Raw genomic sequence first — 16,613 nt, forward strand, 5'->3', positions numbered from 1 at the left:
GAACAGACGAACGGGCCGTCCCGCGTGGTCGCGGGGACGGCCCGTTCGGCGCGTACGGACTCAGAGCAGCGACATGTGCACGTGGTCGGTGTGGTTGGACGGCCCGCTGTACGACTTCCAGCCCGTCGCCGGGAACCAGATCTGCCGGTTCCAGATGACGTAGTAGATGCCGAGCCGGTCGGCGTTGCGGATCAGGAACGCGGCCACGTTGTTGCCGTACATCCGCATGTCGTTGTTGTGCCAGGGGGAGAAGCCGCTCTTCTGCAGCGACCAGTCGCAGGCCCGGCCCTTGGGGTGCTCCCACGGCCCGCCGGGCCGGTAGCAGCCCACGAAGCGGTTGAAGCCGGCCTTCTTGACCTCCTTGTAGGCGTGCAGGGTGCGCGGCGTGATGCAGCCGGAGGTGGTCGGGTCGTTCTCGCTGCACGACTCGGACTTCCAGTCGCCGTCGGCGGTCCGGCCCGGGCCGATCGCGGCCACCCGGGAGGTGGCCGAGACCAGGCCGCCGGTGAAGCCGAGCCCGCCGACCAGCTTCAGCGCCTTCTCCGCCGCGGCCTTCTCCCGGGCCATCGCGTTGGTCAGCTTCTGCTGCTCGCGCACCTCGGCGTCGAGCGCGAGCTTGGCCTGCTCGGCCCGGGTCTTGGCGGTGTTGATCGCGGCGAGCTTCTGCGCGTTGACCAGGTTCAGCTCGTCCAGGCCGGCGGCGCGCTGCACGAACGAGTCCGGCGACCGGCTCTCCAGCAGCATCGCCATGGCGCCGATCCGGCCGGTCCGGTAGGACTGCGCGGCGATGGCGCTGACCTGGGGCCGCAGCGCCTCCAGCTCGTCCTGCGCCGCCTTCACCTCGCCGGCCAGCTGGCGCTGGCGTTGCTGCGACTTCGCCAGCTTGGTCTTCGCCTGGACGTACTGCCGGTTCGCCGACTCGATCGCCTCGGTGATGAGCGGCGGGTCGTCGTCCTCCTCGTGCCCCGAGGGGGTGGGGGTGGCGGGCGCGGCCAGGGCCGGGGTGGGGCCGGCGACGATGGCGAGCGCGGCGAGCACGGTCACCAGCGGTGTGATCCAGCGGCGCAGGGGTGCCGTCACAGTCTTCCCTTCCGTCGGCCGCCGACCGGGTTAGCTGACGGGTTCGGGACGGAAGCGGCCCCTACCGCTGACGCGGACTCACCCCATGTACCTGGTTCCCCGGCTCGCCCGCGGGCGATTGGGCGGCGGTACCGCAGGCGCCGGTTCGCGCCTTCAGCGGTGACCGGCAGCGAGGTTACCTGAGAGTCCGGGCGGGGATCTACGTCCGGAAGCCGACCAGAAGCCCTATTTCGTCGTGGCCCTGCGTGACCAGCGTCGCGTTTGACATCCGTCGTCACGCTGCGGAGTGGCGTCATGCCGGCCGGTGTTCCACCGCACCGTCCGGGGCACGCGTGGCCCGGCAGCGGGACGGGCGTCAGGCGAGGCCGGCGCGCCGGCGGCGGTACTCCTCCTCGTCGATCTCGCCCCGGGCGTACCGTTCGTCGAGGATGCGCCGGGCCGCCGCGGAGGCGCGCGCGGCGCCCGCCGGATCGGTGAGCCGGAACACCAGCCACACCAGCGTGCCCAGCACCACCAGCCCCAGCAGGGGCCAGATCCACATCAAGCCCATCATCGGGCCGTTCCACATCATCTGGCCGCCCTCCCGTCCGTCCCGAGGGTCGGCCGGTCCGGCGAGGTGACGCCGGCTCCGGTCGCCACCTCGACCGTACGGCGGGCCCGGCCCCGGGCGGGCGGGCCGGTCGACCCGGGATCGGGGCCGGAAGTCCCGACCTCAGCCCCGCTTCATCAGCCGGCCGACGGCGGCCATCATCTCGGTCGCCATCTCGTCGGCGCGCCCCTCGGCGGCGCCCTCGTGCATGCAGTGCCGGGCGTGGCCGTCGAGCAGGCCGAGGCCGACCTTGTCCAGGGCGGCCTGGATCGCCGAGATCTGGGTCAGCACGTCGATGCAGTAGCGGTCGTCCTCGACCATCTTCTCGATGCCGCGGACCTGGCCCTCGATGCGGCGGAGCCGCGCGAGCAGCTGATCCTTGCTGGCGGTGTAGCCCCGGGTCGGGGTCGTCGGTGCGGTCATGACGTCGAGGATAGCGTACCCCTCGGGGGTATGGTACGGTCCGGTCGTGGGAATACCCACACCGGGTATCGGTAACAGCCCGGACGGGCCGCGGTCCATCCCTCTCCTACCCCTGGGGGGTATAGGATAGGGGTGCGGGAAGGAGTTTCGACATGGTCACCACCACGTACCAGGTGCAGGGCATGACCTGCGGGCACTGCGTCAACTCGGTCAGCACCGAGGTGGGCGCGATCCCGGGCGTCACCGACGTCCAGGTCGACCTGGCCACCGGCCGGGTCACCGTCAACAGCGAGAGCCCGCTGGACCCGGACGCCGTCCGTGCCGCCGTCGACGAGGCCGGTTACGACCTCGTCCCGGCGTGACGGCCGGCGGACCCCGAGAAACCGAGGTACCCCGATGAACACGGCGACGAAGCTGAGCGGCTTCGCCCTCGGCCTCGCGGCGGTGTTCGGCGCGGCGTACGGGGTCGGTCACCTGACCGGCCCCGTCGCGCCCGCCGCCGAGACCCGCCACGACGCCACCGACCCCGCGCACGACCCCACCGCGGCCGACCACGGCGACGGCCACGCCGAGCCGTCCACCGACCACCTGCCCGGCGGGCTGCTCGTCGCCGACCGCGGCTACACGCTGCAACCGGTGAGCGCCCCCACCCGCGAGTTCGCCTTCCGGATCACCGGCCCGGACGGCCGGCCGGTCACCCGCTACGACGTCGCCCACGACAAGCGGATGCACCTGATCGTCGCCCGCCGCGACCTCTCCGGCTTCCGGCACGTGCACCCCGAGCTGACCGGCGACGGCACCTGGCGGGTCGCCTCGCCGCTCGCCGGGCCCGGCGTCTGGCGGGCGTTCGCGGACTTCACCCCGAGCGGCGTCGAGCCGCTGACGCTCGGCGTCGACATGACCGTCCCTGGCCCGCTGGTGGAGCACCCGCTGCCCGCCCCCGCGACCAGCAGCACCGTCGACGGCTACACCGTCACGCTGGCCGGCACGCCACAGCCCGGCCAGGCCGGCCGGCTCACCCTGACCGTGACCCGGGACGGCCGCCCGGTCACCGACCTCCAGCCCTACCTCGGGGCGTACGGGCACCTGGTCGCGCTGCGCCAGGGCGACCTGGCGTACCTGCACGTGCACCCGGAGGGCGCGCCCGGCGACGGGACGACCCCGGCCGGACCGGCGGTGAGCTTCACCACCGAGCTGCCCTCGATCGGTACGTACCGTCTCTACCTGGACTTCCGGCACGACGACGCGGTGCACACCGCCGAGTTCACGGTCGTGGCCGGTGACGTCCCGCCGCCGGCCACGCCGGCCACGACAACCGCACCCACCCCGGACGCCGGACACGGCGTCCCCGGTCACGGACACAGCTGACAGGAGGTGCCGCGATGACCTCGACCGCGAAGTCGCTGCCGGTCGCGCCGAACCGGATCGAGCTGGCGATCGGCGGGATGACCTGCGCCTCCTGCGCCGCCCGGATCGAGAAGAAGCTCAACCGGATGGACGGCGTCGAGGCGACCGTCAACTACGCCACCGAGAAGGCCACCGTTCGGTACGCCGACCAGATCACCCCGGCCGACCTGATCGCCACCGTGGAGAAGACCGGCTACACGGCCGTCGTACCGCCGCCGCCCGCGCAGGCCGCCGCCGAGGCGGCCGCGCCGGTGGACGAGCTGCGCGGACTGCGTACCCGGCTGTGGGTGTCGGCCGTGCTGACCGTGCCGGTGATCGTGCTCGCCATGGTCCCGGCCTGGCAGTTCGACTACTGGCAGTGGCTGTCGCTGACCCTGGCCGCCCCGGTCGTGGTCTACGGCGGGCTGCCGTTCCACCGGGCCGCCGCGATCAACCTCCGGCACGGCGCCGCGACCATGGACACCCTGGTCTCGCTCGGCACGCTGGCCGCGTTCGGCTGGTCACTCTGGGCGCTCTTCCTCGGCGACGCCGGGATTCCCGGGATGGTGCACCCGTTCGAATTCGACATCAGCCGCGGCGGCGGGGCCGGCAACATCTACCTGGAGGCGGCGGCCGGCGTGACCGTCTTCCTCCTCGCCGGCCGCTACTTCGAGGCCCGCTCGAAGCGGACCGCCGGCGCGGCCCTGCGCGCCCTGCTGGAGCTGGGCGTCAAGGACGTCGCGGTGCTGCGCGGCGACCGGGAGACCCGGATCCCGGTGGACCAGCTCGCCGTCGGGGACCGGTTCGTGGTCCGCCCCGGCGAGAAGGTCGCCACCGACGGCGTGGTCGAGGACGGCACCTCCGCCGTCGACGCCAGCATGCTCACCGGCGAGTCGGTGCCGGTGGAGGTCGGGCCGGGCGCCACCGTCGTCGGCGCCACCGTCAACGCCGGGGGCCGGCTGGTGGTCCGGGCCACCCGGGTCGGCGCGGACACCCAGCTCGCCCAGATGGCCCGGCTCGTGGAGCAGGCACAGACCGGCAAGGCGGCCGTGCAGCGGCTCGCCGACCGGATCTCCGGGGTGTTCGTGCCGATCGTGATCGCCCTGGCGGTGGGCACCCTCGGCTGGTGGCTCGGCACCGGCGAAGGGGCGACCGCCGCGTTCACCGCCGCGGTGGCCGTGCTGATCATCGCCTGCCCCTGTGCCCTCGGCCTGGCCACCCCGACCGCGCTGCTGGTCGGCACCGGGCGCGGCGCCCAGCTCGGCATCCTGATCAAGGGGCCGGAGGTGCTGGAGTCGACCCGCCGGGTGGACACCGTCGTGCTGGACAAGACCGGCACCGTCACCACCGGCCGGATGACCCTGGTCGACGTGCTGCCGGCGGCCGGCCAGGACGCCGACGAACTGCTCCGGCTGGCCGGGGCGCTGGAGGCCGCCTCCGAGCACCCCATCGCCCGGGCCGTCGCCGACGGCGCCGCCGAGCGGGGCGCCCTGCCGGCGGTCGGCGGCTTCGCCAACGCGGAAGGGCTCGGCGTCACCGGGACCGTCGAGGGCCGGGAGGTGGTGGTCGGGCGGCTGCGGCTGCTGCGGGAGCGCGGACTCGACGTACCCGAGGAGATCGTGCAAGCGGCGACCGACGCGGCGGCCGCCGGGCGGACGGCGGTCCTGGCCGGCTGGGACGGCCGGGCCCGCGGCGTGCTCGCGGTGGCCGACGCGGTCAAGCCGACCAGCCGCGCGGCGGTCGCCCGGCTGCGCGAGCTCGGGCTGACCCCGGTGCTGCTCACCGGCGACAACGCCACCGTGGCGCAGGCGGTGGCCGCCGAGGTCGGCATCGACCAGGTGATCGCCGAGGTGCTGCCCGCCGACAAGGTCGACGCGGTGCGCCGGCTCCAGGCGCAGGGTCGGACGGTGGCCATGGTCGGTGACGGCGTCAACGACGCCGCCGCGCTGGCCCAGGCCGACCTCGGACTGGCCATGGGCACCGGCACCGACGTGGCGATCGAGGCGTCCGACCTGACCCTGGTCCGCGGCGACCTGATGGCGGCGGTGGACGCCATCCGGCTCTCCCGGCGCACGCTGGCCATCATCAAGGGCAACCTGTTCTGGGCCTTCGCCTACAACCTGGCCGCCCTGCCGCTGGCCGCCGCCGGCCTGCTCAACCCGATGATCGCCGGCGCCGCGATGGCCTTCTCGTCGGTCTTCGTGGTGGCCAACAGTCTCCGGCTGCGCGGCTTCCGACCGGTCGGCTGAGCCCGGTTCGTTCACCCTCGGTGAGCGGCCGTGGTTGAGCCGACCGGCGACGGGGTACCTCCATCTCGTCAGGACGTCATGCTGAGTGGAGGTTCCGATGGGTTACGACGACAAGATCGGCAACGCGACCGAGAACACCGCCGGCAAGGTGAAGGAGGGCGTCGGCCGGGCGACCGACAACGAGCGCCTCGAGGCCGAGGGCCGCAACGACCAGTCCAAGGCCGACCTCAAGCAGGCCGGTGAGAAGATCAAGGACGCCTTCAAGAGCTGACCAACGCCACTACCGCGACGCCGGGCCGGCACCTCGCCGGCCCGGCGCGCTGCGCGCGGACCGCCTGTCCGGCACCCGCGCCGCCCGCTTGGCACACTCGGTGCCACGCCGCCCGATCCGTCCGGGGCCCGGGTGGCGGCACCGCGAGGATGCCCCGGTCCGACCACCGACCGTGACCGACGACCGACGACCGAAGACCGTACGGGGAGAAGGATGTCCGCCACCACCGCCCTGCGCGCCGCCGCCCTGGTGACCCTGACCGCCCTCGCCGGGGCCTGCCAGGCCGACGGAAGCCCGGATGCCGCGGCCCCCGCGGGCGGCCCGACCGCCGCGCCGACCACCGTCGAGCCCGCCCCGACCACCGCCACGCCGTCCCCGCCGACCGCGGCGAACACCGCCGAGGTCTGCGCCGAGGTGGACAAGCTCATCATCGCCAAGAGCCGGGAGATCGCCGCCGACGCCGTGGCGGCGACCCGCAAGCAGCTCACCCCCGAGCAGATCAACGCCCAGGTCAAGACCGACCTTGCCGACCTGGCCGACGACGTACGCGAGCAGGCCGCCAGGGCCGCCGACCCGGAGATCAGGACGCTGGTCGGCCGGACCGCGCAGCAACTCGACGCCGGGGCCAGGTCGGCCACCCCGGTGAAGTGGCTCAGCTCGACGTTCGTGGCGATCCCGCCCCGGCTGGCCCGGGACTGCCGGGCCTGACCCGGTACAACACGTGGGTGACGGCCGGTGCGGGGACCACCCGCACCGGCTCCAGCGTGACGCCGTCGAGCGGCCCCGCGAAGAGCGGAGTGCCGCCGCCGAGGACGATCGGCACCAGGTGCAGCCAGAACGAGTCGAGCAGCCCGGCGGCGAGGTACTGCCGGAGCGTGCTCCCCCCGCCCGCCACCCCGACGTCGCGGTCACCGGCGGCCGCCCGAGCCAGTTTCAACGCCGCCTCGATGCCGTCGGTGACGAAGTGGTACTCGGTGCCGCCCCGCATCACCAGCGACTCGCGCGGGTGGTGGGTCAGCACGAAAACCGGGACGTGCCACGGCGGGTCGTCCCCCCACCAGCCGGTCCAACCCAGGTCCCAGGCACCCTCGCCGCCGCCGAACATCCGCCGGCCCATCACGTACGCGCCGACGCCGGCGGTGATCTCGGCCACCACCTCGGCGTCGAGGTTGCGCTCCCCGCCGGCCTGCCCGTGTCGGGCCCGCCAGCCGTCCGTGGCGAAGAGCCACTCGTGCAGCCGCAGGCCGCCCCGGCCCAGCGGATCCTGCCTGCTCTGTCCCGGCGCCGCGACGTACCCGTCCAGCGACATCGAGATCTGACCGGTCACCTGAGTCATGTCCGGTGGACGTCGGCGGCCGGTGAAACTCATCGGTCGGCGGCCAGCCGGGCGGCGCGTACCTCCAGGTAACGCTGCTCGGGGCGGCTCGTGGTGGCCCGCGCGGCGGCCAGGTACGCCGCCCGTGCGGCCGCCCGCTCGCCGGCCAGCTCCAGCAGGTGGGCGCGGACCGCGGCGAGCCGGTGGTGCCCGGCGGTGCGGTCGTCGGCGTCCAGCGACGCCAGCAGCGCCAGCCCGGCCCGGGGGCCGTCCACCATGGCCACGGCGGCGGCCTGGTTCAACGTGACCATCGGGTTCGGCGCGATCCGGGCCAGCACCCGGTACAGCGCGACGATCTGCGGCCAGTCCGTCTCCGCCGCCGACGGCGCCTCGGCGTGCACCGCCGCGATGGCCGCCTGCACCTGGTAGGGGCCCGGCGCCGACCAGGTCAGCGCCTCGGTCACCAGGGCGACGCCCGGGGCGATCTCCGCCCGGTCCCACCGGCTGCGGTCCTGCTCGGCCAGCGGGATCAGCTCCCCGCCCGGTCCGGTCCGGGCCGCCCGGTGCGAGTCGGTGAGCAGCATCAACGCCAGCAGCCCGGCCACCTCGCCGTCCTCCGGCAGCAGCCGGTGCAGCTCCCGGGCCAGCCGGATCGCCTCCCGGGTCAGCTCCGCCCGGTGCAGCTCGTCGCCGCTGGAGGCGGTGTACCCCTCGTTGAAGATCAGGTAGAGCACCCGCAGCACGGCCCGGAGCCGGTCGTCCCGGTCCGCCGGCGAGGGCAGCACGAAGCGCGCCCCGGCCGCCTCGACCCGCTGCTTCGCCCGCCGGATCCGCTGGCTCATCGTCGCCTCCGGCACCAGGTACGCCCGGGCGATCTCCGCGGTGCTCAGGCCGCCCACCGCGCGCAGCGTGAGCGCCACCTGGGCGGAGCCGGTCAGCGCCGGATGGCAGCAGAGGAAGAGCAGCTTCAACGTGTCGTCTTCGGCGGGCGGCTCCTCGTCGGCGGCCGGGGCGGCCGCCGCGTACGCCGGCTCCCGGACCGCCACCGCGACCTCGCGGTCCCGGCGGGCCCGCTCGCTGCGCCACTCGTCGGTGAGCCGGCGGGTCGCCACGGTGACCAACCAGGACCGGGGATGCTCCGGCACCCCCTGCGCCGGCCACTGGGTGGCGGCGGCGAGCAGGGCCTCCTGCACCGCGTCCTCGCAGGCGTAGAACTGGCCGTGCCGGCGGACGAGCACACCGAGGACCTGCGGCGCGAGGGTACGCAGCAGGTCCTCGACGGCCCGCTCGGTCACATCTCCGTCCCGGCCTGGTCCATCACCGGGCGCACCTCCAGCACGCCCACCCCGTGCGTCACGTCCGGCCAGCTCGCCGCGATCTCGGCGGCCCGCTCCGGGGTCTCGCAGTCCACCATCAGGTAACCGGCGAACTGCTCCTTGCTCTCCACGAACGGCCCGTCGGTGACCTCGACGGCACCGGCGCGGGCGCCGGCCCGGACCGTACGGGTCTGCGACGGATGGGCCAGCGCGTCGCCGCCCACCAGCTCACCGGAGGCGGTCAGCTCCGCCATGATCCGGTCGACGTCGCCGAAGATCGCGTTGCGGTCCTCCTCGGAGAGCTCCTCGACGAAGCCGGGACGGTTCCAGATCAGCAGCATGTACTTCACGGTCCACTCCTCAGGTACGGGCCACCGGTCGGTGGCGCCTCTCGCAGACGGGTCGGAGCCGGGACCTCCGATCCGACATCCTGCCCGAGAAGAAAATCAGCGACCGGGTACCGGCCGGCGGTCCGGCGCGCCGGCAGCCAGCGAGGCCCGGTCGGCGGCCGAGGTGCCGGAGGCCCAGCCGTCCCGGTCCCGGACCTGGAGCCGGTGCCGGGTGACCCCGGGAAAGAGCTGGTCGAGGCGCTCCCGCACGGCGTCGGTACGGGCGGCGAGCACCGGGAGCAGCCGCTCGCCGGCCCGCTCCCCGGTGGCCGCCCGCTCCTCGGCCACCGTGGCCGCCCGCAGCCGCTCGCCGATGCGCAGGGCGAACGCGTTCAGGAAGGACTCGTCGTAGCCCTTGGTACGCCGGCCGCTGCCCGGCCGGCGCTCGCCCCGGCCACGCAGCATCGCGGCGGTCGCCTGCACCAGCAGCGAGGTGTGCAGCAGTTCGACCGCGGCCAGGTCGGTGGGGAAGCCGAGCACGGTGGCGAAGCCCAGGTCGTCGGACCACACCGACTCGCACCGGTTCGCCCCGGCCACCTCCTGGATGAGCAGCGCCTTCGCGGCCGCGTACGGGGCGTCGGTGCCGAGCCGGATGCCGCCCGGCCGGTCGGGCCGCTCGGCCGTGGCGTCGAGCAGGGCGGCGTCGATGCTGTGCCGGGCCATCAGCTCCTGCGCCTTGCCGGTCAGCGCCTCCGCCTCCGCCGGGAAGGTGGTCGACTCGGCCTTGGCCAGCAGGGCACGGACCCGGTCCAGCAGCCGCGAGCCGCTGCCTGGCGCCCCGGCGTTCCGAGCGGCACCAGGCACGCCGGCGCCCCGGGCGGCACCCGGGCCGCCGGGCGGCGGGCGCAGCGTGGCGATCGGCGGCAGCCCTTCCACCAGCACCAGCGCCTCCACCGCGTCCCGCAGCGTGCTGATCCGGTCGCCCTGGGCCCGGCGGTCCAGCCAGCCCGGGTCGGCGTCCCACTCCGCGCCCAGCTCGGCGAGCTGACCGTCGAACCAGCCGGGGACCGGGCCGGGCTGCTCGCGGCGCTGGGCGGCCAGCACGTCGCGGAGCAGCCGCGCGCCCCGGGGCGGCAGCCGCCGCAGCGCGATCCGGTCCAGGTCGACCGGCTGCCAGCCGCGCGGCCAGAGCCGGCCCACCGCGCGGACCAGGCGGGCCAGCAGCGCCGCGTCCACCGCCGGGCCGTCGCCGACCACCAGCCGGTCCAGCGCCCGCTCGGCCTCGCGTACGTCGGTGCCGCGCGCCCGCGCGAGGGCGTCGGCGAGCAGCCGGTCGGCGTCGGACACGGGTGGCCCCTCCTCTGGTCAGGGTCGTCCGGCGACGCCTGCGGATCCGCGGGGAACGCGACCCGCGGTCCCCGGAAAGGAACGGTACCGGCGGTCGGGGCGCCGCCGCTGGTGAGCGCCCTCACCTCGGCCGTCCCGCCGGCCCGCGGCCGCCCCGGCAGGGCCGGCCCCGCCTGATCCACGCGGGAGGAGGTCTCCGGCGCCGGCCCCGCCTGATCCAGCCGGGATACCGCAAACGGGGGTCTCCGGCGCTGCGGAGAGGCCGGATTGCGGCAATCGGAGTGGATCATTCTCCGGTCCGACCCGACGACCGGTCGGTGGCGGCCGCACCGAGGGCGTTCAACCGCGCGGCCCGCGCGTCCGTACTACTCCCGGGTGGACCGGGGCGGCACGACGGACGGAGAGCGACGTGGGTGGGCGGAGCGCGCGGGACCGGGGTCTGCACCGCCGCCGGGGGCCGCGCGTCGGGCCGGCGCTGGCGCTGGTGGTCGCGGTCGGGCTGGCGGCCGGCGGGGTGTACGTGGCGCGGCGCGGCGCCACCGAGCTGCTGGCCACGGCCGGCGCCCCGGTGCCCGCCGCGGTCCCCGCCCGCCCGGCGGCCACCCCGACCCCGCCGGTCGTGACGGCGGCCGGCCGGGCCACCCCGGCGATCACGTACCCGGCTCGGGGCACCGGCGCCTTCCGCACCGCCACGGCGCTCGGCGCGGTGGCCGGGCGCGGGGGCCGGCTGCTGCGCTACCGGGTGGCGGTGGAGGGGGGCATCGCTCGCCTCGACGTGGAGCGGTTCGGGCGGGAGGTCGGCGCGATCCTGGCCGATCCGCGCGGCTGGACCGGCGGCGGCGAGTGGCGGCTGCAACGGGTCGGGCCGGCCGACCCGGCCGACTTCACCGTGCTGCTGACCACCCCGGTGACCCGGGGCCGGCTCTGCGCCGACCCGACCGACCACTACACCTCCTGCCGCAACGGAAACCAGGTGGTGATCAACGTGGCCCGCTGGGTCCGCGGTGTGCCGCAGTTCCCTGATCTTGGCCGCTACCGGCAGTACCTGCTCAACCACGAGGTCGGGCACCGGCTGGGCCGGGGGCACGAGCGCTGCCCGCGGGCCGGCGGTCCGGCCCCGGTGATGGAGCAGCAGACCCTGGGCCTGCACGGCTGCACCCCGAACCCGTGGCCCCGGCCGGACGGCGCCCTGCACACCGGCCCGCCCGGGCAGTACGACGACCCGGTGCCGGCCGAGGATTGAGCCGGCCGGCCTGCGTCGCGCGCCCGCCGGTGGTGAGATGGACGGCGGGTGCGAGGAGGAGGACGACCGCATGGAGTACGTCAAGTTCGGGTCCACCGGCCTGGAGGTGTCCCGGCTCTGCCTGGGCTGCATGAGCTACGGCGAGCCGGGGCGGGGTGGGCACCCGTGGTCGCTGCCGGAGGCCGACAGCCGGCCCTTCATCCAGCAGGCGCTGGAGCTGGGGGTGAACTTCTTCGACACCGCCAACGTCTACTCCGACGGCACCAGCGAGGAGATCGTCGGCCGGGCGCTGAAGGACTTCGCCCGCCGCGACGACGTGGTCATCGCGACCAAGGTGCACGGCCGGATGGGGCCCGGACCGAACCGGGCCGGCCTGTCCCGCAAGCACATCATGAGTGAGATCGACGCGAGCCTGCGCCGGCTCGGCACCGACTACGTGGACCTCTACCAGATCCACCGGCTCGACCCGGGCACCCCGATCGAGGAGACCCTGGAGGCGCTGCACGACCTGGTCCGCGCCGGCAAGGTCCGCTACCTCGGCGCCTCCTCGATGTACGCGTGGCAGTTCGCCAAGGCGCTCTGGGCCGCCGAGCGGCACGGTTGGACCCGGTTCGTCTCCATGCAGAACCACTACAACCTGCTCTACCGGGAGGAGGAGCGGGAGATGCTGCCGTTCTGCCTCGATCAGGGCATCGCGGTGATCCCGTGGAGCCCGCTGGCCCGGGGCCGGCTCACCCGGGACTGGGGCGAGCGGACCGCGCGGGCCGAGACCGACGAGTTCGGCCGCCGGCTGTACGCCCGGACCGAGGAGAACGACCGGGCGGTGGTCGACGCGGTGGCCCGGATCGCGCGGGCAAGGGGGGTGCCTCGGGCCCAGGTGGCGCTGGCCTGGCTGGCCCGCAACCCGGCGGTGACCGCGCCGATCGTGGGGGCGACCAAGCCGCATCACCTGACCGACGCGGTGGCGGCGCTGGAACTGGAGCTGACCGACGACGAGGTGGCGCAGCTGGAGGCGCCGTACGTCCCGCACCCGGTCGCGGGCTTCTAGGGTCGCCGCTCAGGCGTTCACGGCCGCCCGGGCCGGGCGGGGGAACGACGCCCAGATGTTCTTGGTGTGCGCGGTGGCGTACCAGCCGACGGCCAGCGAGAGCTGCTGGGCCAGGAACAGTCCGCGTCCCCCGGAGTCCAGCGGATGGATGTCGGTCAGCTCGGGCACGGTGCGGACGTCGTGGTCGGCCACGTCGAGCAGGAAGCAGTCGTCGCGGCCGAGCAGGGTGACGATGGTCGGCGGCCGGCCGTGCCGCAGCGCGTTGCTGGCCAGCTCGGTGGCGACCAGCACGACCAGGTGCGGCACCTCGTCGAGGTCCTCGCCCTGCACCAGGCCGTGCCGGTCCAGCGCGGCGCGCAGCGACGCCCGCAGGTCGCGCAGTCCGTCCGGGCTGTCGAGCACCCGCCGCTCCAGGTCGACGGCCTCCGGCGGCGGCGAGGTGCGCAACTGTCCCATGGGCTGCGTTCTACCCTGCGTAGCCGCCGGCTAAGCCGGCTCCCGCCCGCCCCGGGGGACGAGCGGGAGCCGGCCGCGCGGGTCAGCGGCGGAGCAGGGCGAAGACGCCCCAGCCCAGGTGCTCGCGGCGGTAGCGGACATACCGCAGCGGGTCCTCGGTCAGCTCCCGGCGCAGTTCCCCGGCCAACTCGTCGTCGGGGTGCGCGTCCAGCCAGCGGCGCAGGTTGAGCCAGTGCGCGGCGGCGTACCGGTCCCAGCTGTCCTGGTCGGCGAGGACCATTTCCACCAGGTCCCAGCCGCACTCGCCGAAGAGCCCGACCAGTCCGGGCAGGTCCCGGAACTCGTCCCGGGAGCGGGCGTGGCAGGCGGACACGGTCGTCTCGTCGGGCGGGTCGAGCCGCCAGTACGGCTCGCCGACCAGGACCATCCCGCCGGGGCGCAGCCCGCGTTCCAGAATCTTCAGGGTGCCGGGGACACCCCCGCCGATCCAGGTGGCGCCGACGCAGGCGGCCAGGTCGAAGGCCTGCCCGGGTACGTAGGCCGCGGCGTCGCCGTGGACGAACCGGACCTGGTCGGCGACGCCCAGCTCGGCGGCGCGCGCCTGGGCCGCGGCGGTGTTGATGGTGCTGATGTCCACCCCGGTGCCGGTCACGCCGTGGTCCCGGGCCCAGGTGCAGAGCAGTTCGCCCTTGCCGCTGCACAGGTCGAGGATCGACGCGCCCGGACGGAGCCCGATCACCCGGCCCAGGGTGGCCAGCTTGACGTCGTCGATCGGGTTGAGGATCCGCAGGTCGCCCTCGCGGATGCTGAAACTACGTGGCAGATCCAATGCGATCACTCCAGGAGAAGAAGGGTGGGGACGTCGAGAGAAGACGACGCTGCTCGGCACGGCGCGGCACGGGCACCAAAACACCCTCTTCAGGCAGTCGGAGTGACGTTGACGGCGAGGCTAGCCGCCGCCCGGCCGCCCGCCAACCGGATTACCCGCCGGCCTGCTCGGCGCCGGGAGTGGGCCACCCCCGCACCGGACGGCAGGATTGGATCGCGCCGTAGCGGGTAGCCCCGGCCGTGGCCGGCGCGGGTCCGTCGAGGGAAGGCAGCGGAGCGACGCGTACCCGGGCCGGCGGGAGGATCGCCGACCTGTCCCGCCGCTGGGGCGGGGCGCTGCCCGATGGGTTGCGTCGGGTCCGGGCCGGTCTCGGGCTGGCCGCCCAGGCCGGGCTGGCCGCGGGGCTGGCCTGGTGGGTCGCCGACAGCCTGCTGCACATCCCGCAGCCGGTGTTCGCGCCGATCTCGGCGGTGGTGACGCTGGCCGCGTCGGTCGGCCAGCGGTTGCGCCGCACGGTGGAGCTGGTCGTCGGGGTGGCGCTCGGCATCCTCACCGGTGACCTGTTGATCGGCGCGATCGGTGTCGGGGCGTGGCAGCTCGGGGTCATGGTGCTGCTCGCGATCCTGGTGGCCGCGTTCATCGGCCGCAGCCCCGCCCTGGTGGTCCAGGCCGGCGCGACGGCGGTGCTGGTCGGCACCCTGACGCCGCTGGTGTCGAACCTCGAACTGCCCCGGTTCGCCGACGCCCTGATCGGTGGCGGGGCGGCCCTGGTGGTGACCGCGGTGCTGTTGCCGCTCAACCCGCTCCGGCTGATCAACCGGTCCGCCGGCCCCGCACTGGACCTGCTCGCCGACCAACTCGACGCCACCGCCGCCGCGCTGCGGGAGCGGGACGCCGTCCGGGCGCGGGCCGCCCGGGACCGGCTCCGGAACAACAAGGCGGAGCTGGGCGCCTTCGGCGAGGCGGCGCAGGGCGCCCGGGAGGCCAGCACGATGTCCCCGGTCTACTGGAGCGCCCGGGAGGGGCCGCTCGGCCGGTACGCCGCGGCGGTGGACCCGATCGACCGGGCCATGCGCAACAGCGGCACCCTGATCCGGCGCACGGTCACCCTGATCGAGGACGGCGAGCCGATCCCGGCGGCCCTGCCGGCGGGGGTGTCCCGGCTCGCCGGGTCGGTGCGGATGCTGCACCGGGAGTTCGCCCGGGGGGCCGCCGAGCCCACCAGGACCCGGGAAGAGGCGGAGCGGGCGGTCGCCGAGGCTGGGCACGCCTACCGCGCCGGGGTGGGTTTCTCCGGCGCCGTGGTGGTGGCCCAGGTGCGTACCGCCGCCAGTGATCTGCTGGTCGCCACGGCGCTGCCGCAGGAGGAGGCGAACCGCCGGGTGCGGCGGGCCTTCGGCTCGCTCACGCCCCCGGAACCGGAGGTCCGCGGCGACGGCCCGGTGGCGGACTGAGCCTCCCGCGTGCCGCCGCCGGCTGCCGGTAGTGCCACCCGTAGGAAATCTTCGCCCCAGGTGTTGACGGAGGTGGTTTCCAACACAACAATCGCCATCTATATCGACATCCATCGTTGTCGATCACCTCTGGAGGGAGGTATCCATGGCGGCCATACGAGGCGAAGTGTCGTGGTTCTGCTGCGGCACCGCCTGGGGTCCCTGCGGCACCGCGGGAGGCGGCGCCTGCGGCACCTGCAGGTCGGGCAACTACCAGCACGCCTGGCCGAACACCTCGGACGCGTGCTACGCCATCACCCATCCGGACACCTGCGGGCTGAACATGAGCCGGCGCGGGTGCGGCTTCCGGCACTACACCACCAACCTCTGCAACGGCGCCCGGGTCGGCACCACCATCGCCGACTGCGGCCCGCAGACCGACCTGTTCTGCGGCGAGCGCACCTGCTGCGGCTCGGCCTGCGGCAGCAACCGGATCATCGACCTGACGCCGGCGGCGTTCAGCGCGATCGGCAGCCTCTCCGTGGGGCTGCGGCCCTGCTCGGTCGACACCGTCTGAACGGGAGGGTTACCCATGGCTCAGACCCTGGACCGTCGGCGCCTGCTCGCCACCGCCGCGCTCGGCGGCGTGGTGGGCGCCACCGGGCTCGGCTCGCTCGCCCCCGAGGCCGCGTTCGCCGCCGAGGCGGCGGCCATCGAGCCCGGCGCCCCCGACCCGAACTTCGTCGAGGGCCGGATCAGCAAGATCTCCGGTCACCTGCTCCTGGTCACCGGATCCGACACGGTGCTGCATTCCATCCGGATCACCGACGGGACCAGCATCTGGAAGCTGCACCCGACCACCTTCGACCAGGTCGCCATCGGCGACGGGCTCTACGCCCGCGGCGTCCGCCTGCCCGACGGCACGCTCGCCGCCGACTCCGTCTGGGTCAACATCGTCAACCTGCACGCGCACATCGCCGCCGTCGGCCGCAACCTGCTGCACCTCGACCACAAGGGGCAGCGGATCGTCGCCCACGTGGTGCAGGGCCGCTCCGCCGCGGTCTACAACGGCACGCCGGCGGTCAGCGACCTGTCCCTGCTGCGGGTCGGCCGGCACGTCCAGGTGCTCGGCGCCTGGCACCCGGACACCAACGAGATCGACATCGCCACCGTCTACGCCGCCGCCTGACCGGGCACGCCCGACGGCTCCGGGTCGCGACGCGGCAGACGCGCCGGCCCGGAGCCGCCGGAGGACGGCGCGCGCCGCTCGCGCCGCCCGGGCGTACCCGTCGGTCCACT

At 74.7% G+C, this 16,613-nt stretch carries 19 protein-coding genes and 1 riboswitch; of the genes, 10 read left to right on the forward strand and 9 right to left on the reverse strand.

What is annotated here, in order from left to right:
• Window positions 1–60 precede the first annotated feature (60 nt).
• From AB0I11_RS02875 to AB0I11_RS02885, 3 genes are all read right to left on the reverse strand, one after another.
• Complete coding sequence (locus tag AB0I11_RS02875; protein ID WP_357309645.1) at window positions 61–1,080, reverse strand: hypothetical protein; 1,020 nt, start codon at window positions 1,078–1,080, stop codon at window positions 61–63.
• A 3-nt stretch (window positions 1,081–1,083) separates the two neighbouring features.
• A riboswitch (cyclic di-AMP (ydaO/yuaA leader) is annotated at window positions 1,084–1,215 on the reverse strand.
• Between the two features lie 220 nt (window positions 1,216–1,435).
• Window positions 1,436–1,621: an SHOCT domain-containing protein gene (locus tag AB0I11_RS02880; protein WP_357309649.1), complete on the reverse strand. Its 186-nt coding sequence runs from the start codon at window positions 1,619–1,621 to the stop codon at window positions 1,436–1,438.
• Between the two features lie 171 nt (window positions 1,622–1,792).
• On the reverse strand, window positions 1,793–2,092 hold the full coding sequence (locus AB0I11_RS02885; protein ID WP_046568942.1) for a metal-sensitive transcriptional regulator: 300 nt from the start codon (window positions 2,090–2,092) through the stop codon (window positions 1,793–1,795).
• Window positions 2,093–2,244: 152 nt separating this feature from the next.
• On the opposite strand from AB0I11_RS02885, the gene AB0I11_RS02890 reads away from it, so the two are divergent.
• The 5 genes from AB0I11_RS02890 to AB0I11_RS02910 all read left to right on the forward strand — a co-directional run bounded on the left by AB0I11_RS02890 (window position 2,245) and on the right by AB0I11_RS02910 (window position 6,706).
• Window positions 2,245–2,454: a cation transporter gene (locus AB0I11_RS02890; RefSeq protein ID WP_357309654.1), complete on the forward strand. Its 210-nt coding sequence runs from the start codon at window positions 2,245–2,247 to the stop codon at window positions 2,452–2,454.
• 34 nt (window positions 2,455–2,488) lie between these two features.
• Entirely contained in the window at window positions 2,489–3,460 is a 972-nt protein-coding gene (locus AB0I11_RS02895) for a hypothetical protein (protein ID WP_357309657.1), read from the forward strand.
• Window positions 3,461–3,474: 14 nt separating this feature from the next.
• Window positions 3,475–5,727: a heavy metal translocating P-type ATPase gene (locus AB0I11_RS02900; RefSeq protein WP_357309660.1), complete on the forward strand. Its 2,253-nt coding sequence runs from the start codon at window positions 3,475–3,477 to the stop codon at window positions 5,725–5,727.
• A gap of 97 nt (window positions 5,728–5,824) precedes the next feature.
• Window positions 5,825–5,998, forward strand: coding sequence for a CsbD family protein (locus AB0I11_RS02905; protein WP_357309663.1), 174 nt, complete (start codon window positions 5,825–5,827; stop codon window positions 5,996–5,998).
• A gap of 213 nt (window positions 5,999–6,211) precedes the next feature.
• Window positions 6,212–6,706 (forward strand): hypothetical protein, encoded by a 495-nt coding sequence (locus AB0I11_RS02910; protein WP_357309666.1) that lies wholly within the window; start codon window positions 6,212–6,214, stop codon window positions 6,704–6,706.
• Here AB0I11_RS02910 and AB0I11_RS02915 read toward each other — a convergent pair.
• From AB0I11_RS02915 to AB0I11_RS02930, 4 genes are all read right to left on the reverse strand, one after another.
• Window positions 6,651–7,334 (reverse strand): dihydrofolate reductase family protein, encoded by a 684-nt coding sequence (locus tag AB0I11_RS02915; protein ID WP_357309669.1) that lies wholly within the window; start codon window positions 7,332–7,334, stop codon window positions 6,651–6,653. The genes AB0I11_RS02910 and AB0I11_RS02915 overlap by 56 nt on opposite strands.
• A 29-nt stretch (window positions 7,335–7,363) precedes the next feature.
• The gene (locus tag AB0I11_RS02920) at window positions 7,364–8,608 is read right to left on the reverse strand and encodes a sigma-70 family RNA polymerase sigma factor (RefSeq protein ID WP_357309672.1); all 1,245 of its coding nucleotides are present in this window, start codon (window positions 8,606–8,608) and stop codon (window positions 7,364–7,366) included.
• Entirely contained in the window at window positions 8,605–8,970 is a 366-nt protein-coding gene (locus tag AB0I11_RS02925; RefSeq protein ID WP_357310339.1) for a YciI family protein, read from the reverse strand. Before AB0I11_RS02925 ends, AB0I11_RS02920 begins: the two co-directional genes overlap by 4 nt.
• A gap of 105 nt (window positions 8,971–9,075) precedes the next feature.
• On the reverse strand, window positions 9,076–10,305 hold the full coding sequence (locus AB0I11_RS02930) for a DUF2786 domain-containing protein (RefSeq protein WP_357309675.1): 1,230 nt from the start codon (window positions 10,303–10,305) through the stop codon (window positions 9,076–9,078).
• Between the two features lie 475 nt (window positions 10,306–10,780).
• Here AB0I11_RS02930 and AB0I11_RS02935 point away from each other — a divergent pair, with 475 nt between their 5' ends.
• A complete protein-coding gene (locus tag AB0I11_RS02935) occupies window positions 10,781–11,548 on the forward strand; it encodes a DUF3152 domain-containing protein (RefSeq protein WP_357310348.1) in 768 nt (255 codons plus the stop codon).
• Between the two features lie 70 nt (window positions 11,549–11,618).
• A complete protein-coding gene (locus AB0I11_RS02940; RefSeq protein WP_357309679.1) occupies window positions 11,619–12,596 on the forward strand; it encodes an aldo/keto reductase in 978 nt (325 codons plus the stop codon).
• Window positions 12,597–12,605: 9 nt separating this feature from the next.
• Here the strand turns inward: AB0I11_RS02940 and AB0I11_RS02945 are convergent, their stop codons facing one another.
• Together AB0I11_RS02945 and AB0I11_RS02950 are read right to left on the reverse strand one after the other, a co-directional pair.
• Window positions 12,606–13,052: an ATP-binding protein gene (locus tag AB0I11_RS02945; protein WP_357309682.1), complete on the reverse strand. Its 447-nt coding sequence runs from the start codon at window positions 13,050–13,052 to the stop codon at window positions 12,606–12,608.
• A gap of 82 nt (window positions 13,053–13,134) precedes the next feature.
• Window positions 13,135–13,890 carry a methyltransferase domain-containing protein gene (locus AB0I11_RS02950; protein ID WP_357309687.1) on the reverse strand — a complete coding sequence of 252 codons (756 nt, stop codon included), beginning with the start codon at window positions 13,888–13,890 and terminating at the stop codon, window positions 13,135–13,137.
• Between the two features lie 293 nt (window positions 13,891–14,183).
• On the opposite strand from AB0I11_RS02950, the gene AB0I11_RS02955 reads away from it, so the two are divergent.
• From AB0I11_RS02955 to AB0I11_RS02965, 3 genes are all read left to right on the forward strand, one after another.
• Window positions 14,184–15,335: an FUSC family protein gene (locus tag AB0I11_RS02955; protein ID WP_357310357.1), complete on the forward strand. Its 1,152-nt coding sequence runs from the start codon at window positions 14,184–14,186 to the stop codon at window positions 15,333–15,335.
• Window positions 15,336–15,480: 145 nt separating this feature from the next.
• Window positions 15,481–15,891: a hypothetical protein gene (locus AB0I11_RS02960; protein WP_357309690.1), complete on the forward strand. Its 411-nt coding sequence runs from the start codon at window positions 15,481–15,483 to the stop codon at window positions 15,889–15,891.
• A 15-nt stretch (window positions 15,892–15,906) separates the two neighbouring features.
• Window positions 15,907–16,503: a cell wall protein gene (locus tag AB0I11_RS02965; RefSeq protein WP_357309693.1), complete on the forward strand. Its 597-nt coding sequence runs from the start codon at window positions 15,907–15,909 to the stop codon at window positions 16,501–16,503.
• The last annotated feature ends 110 nt before the right edge of the window (window positions 16,504–16,613 follow it).

The organism is Micromonospora sp. NPDC050495 (genome assembly GCF_040655175.1).
Taxonomy (GTDB): Bacteria; Actinomycetota; Actinomycetes; order Mycobacteriales; family Micromonosporaceae; genus Micromonospora.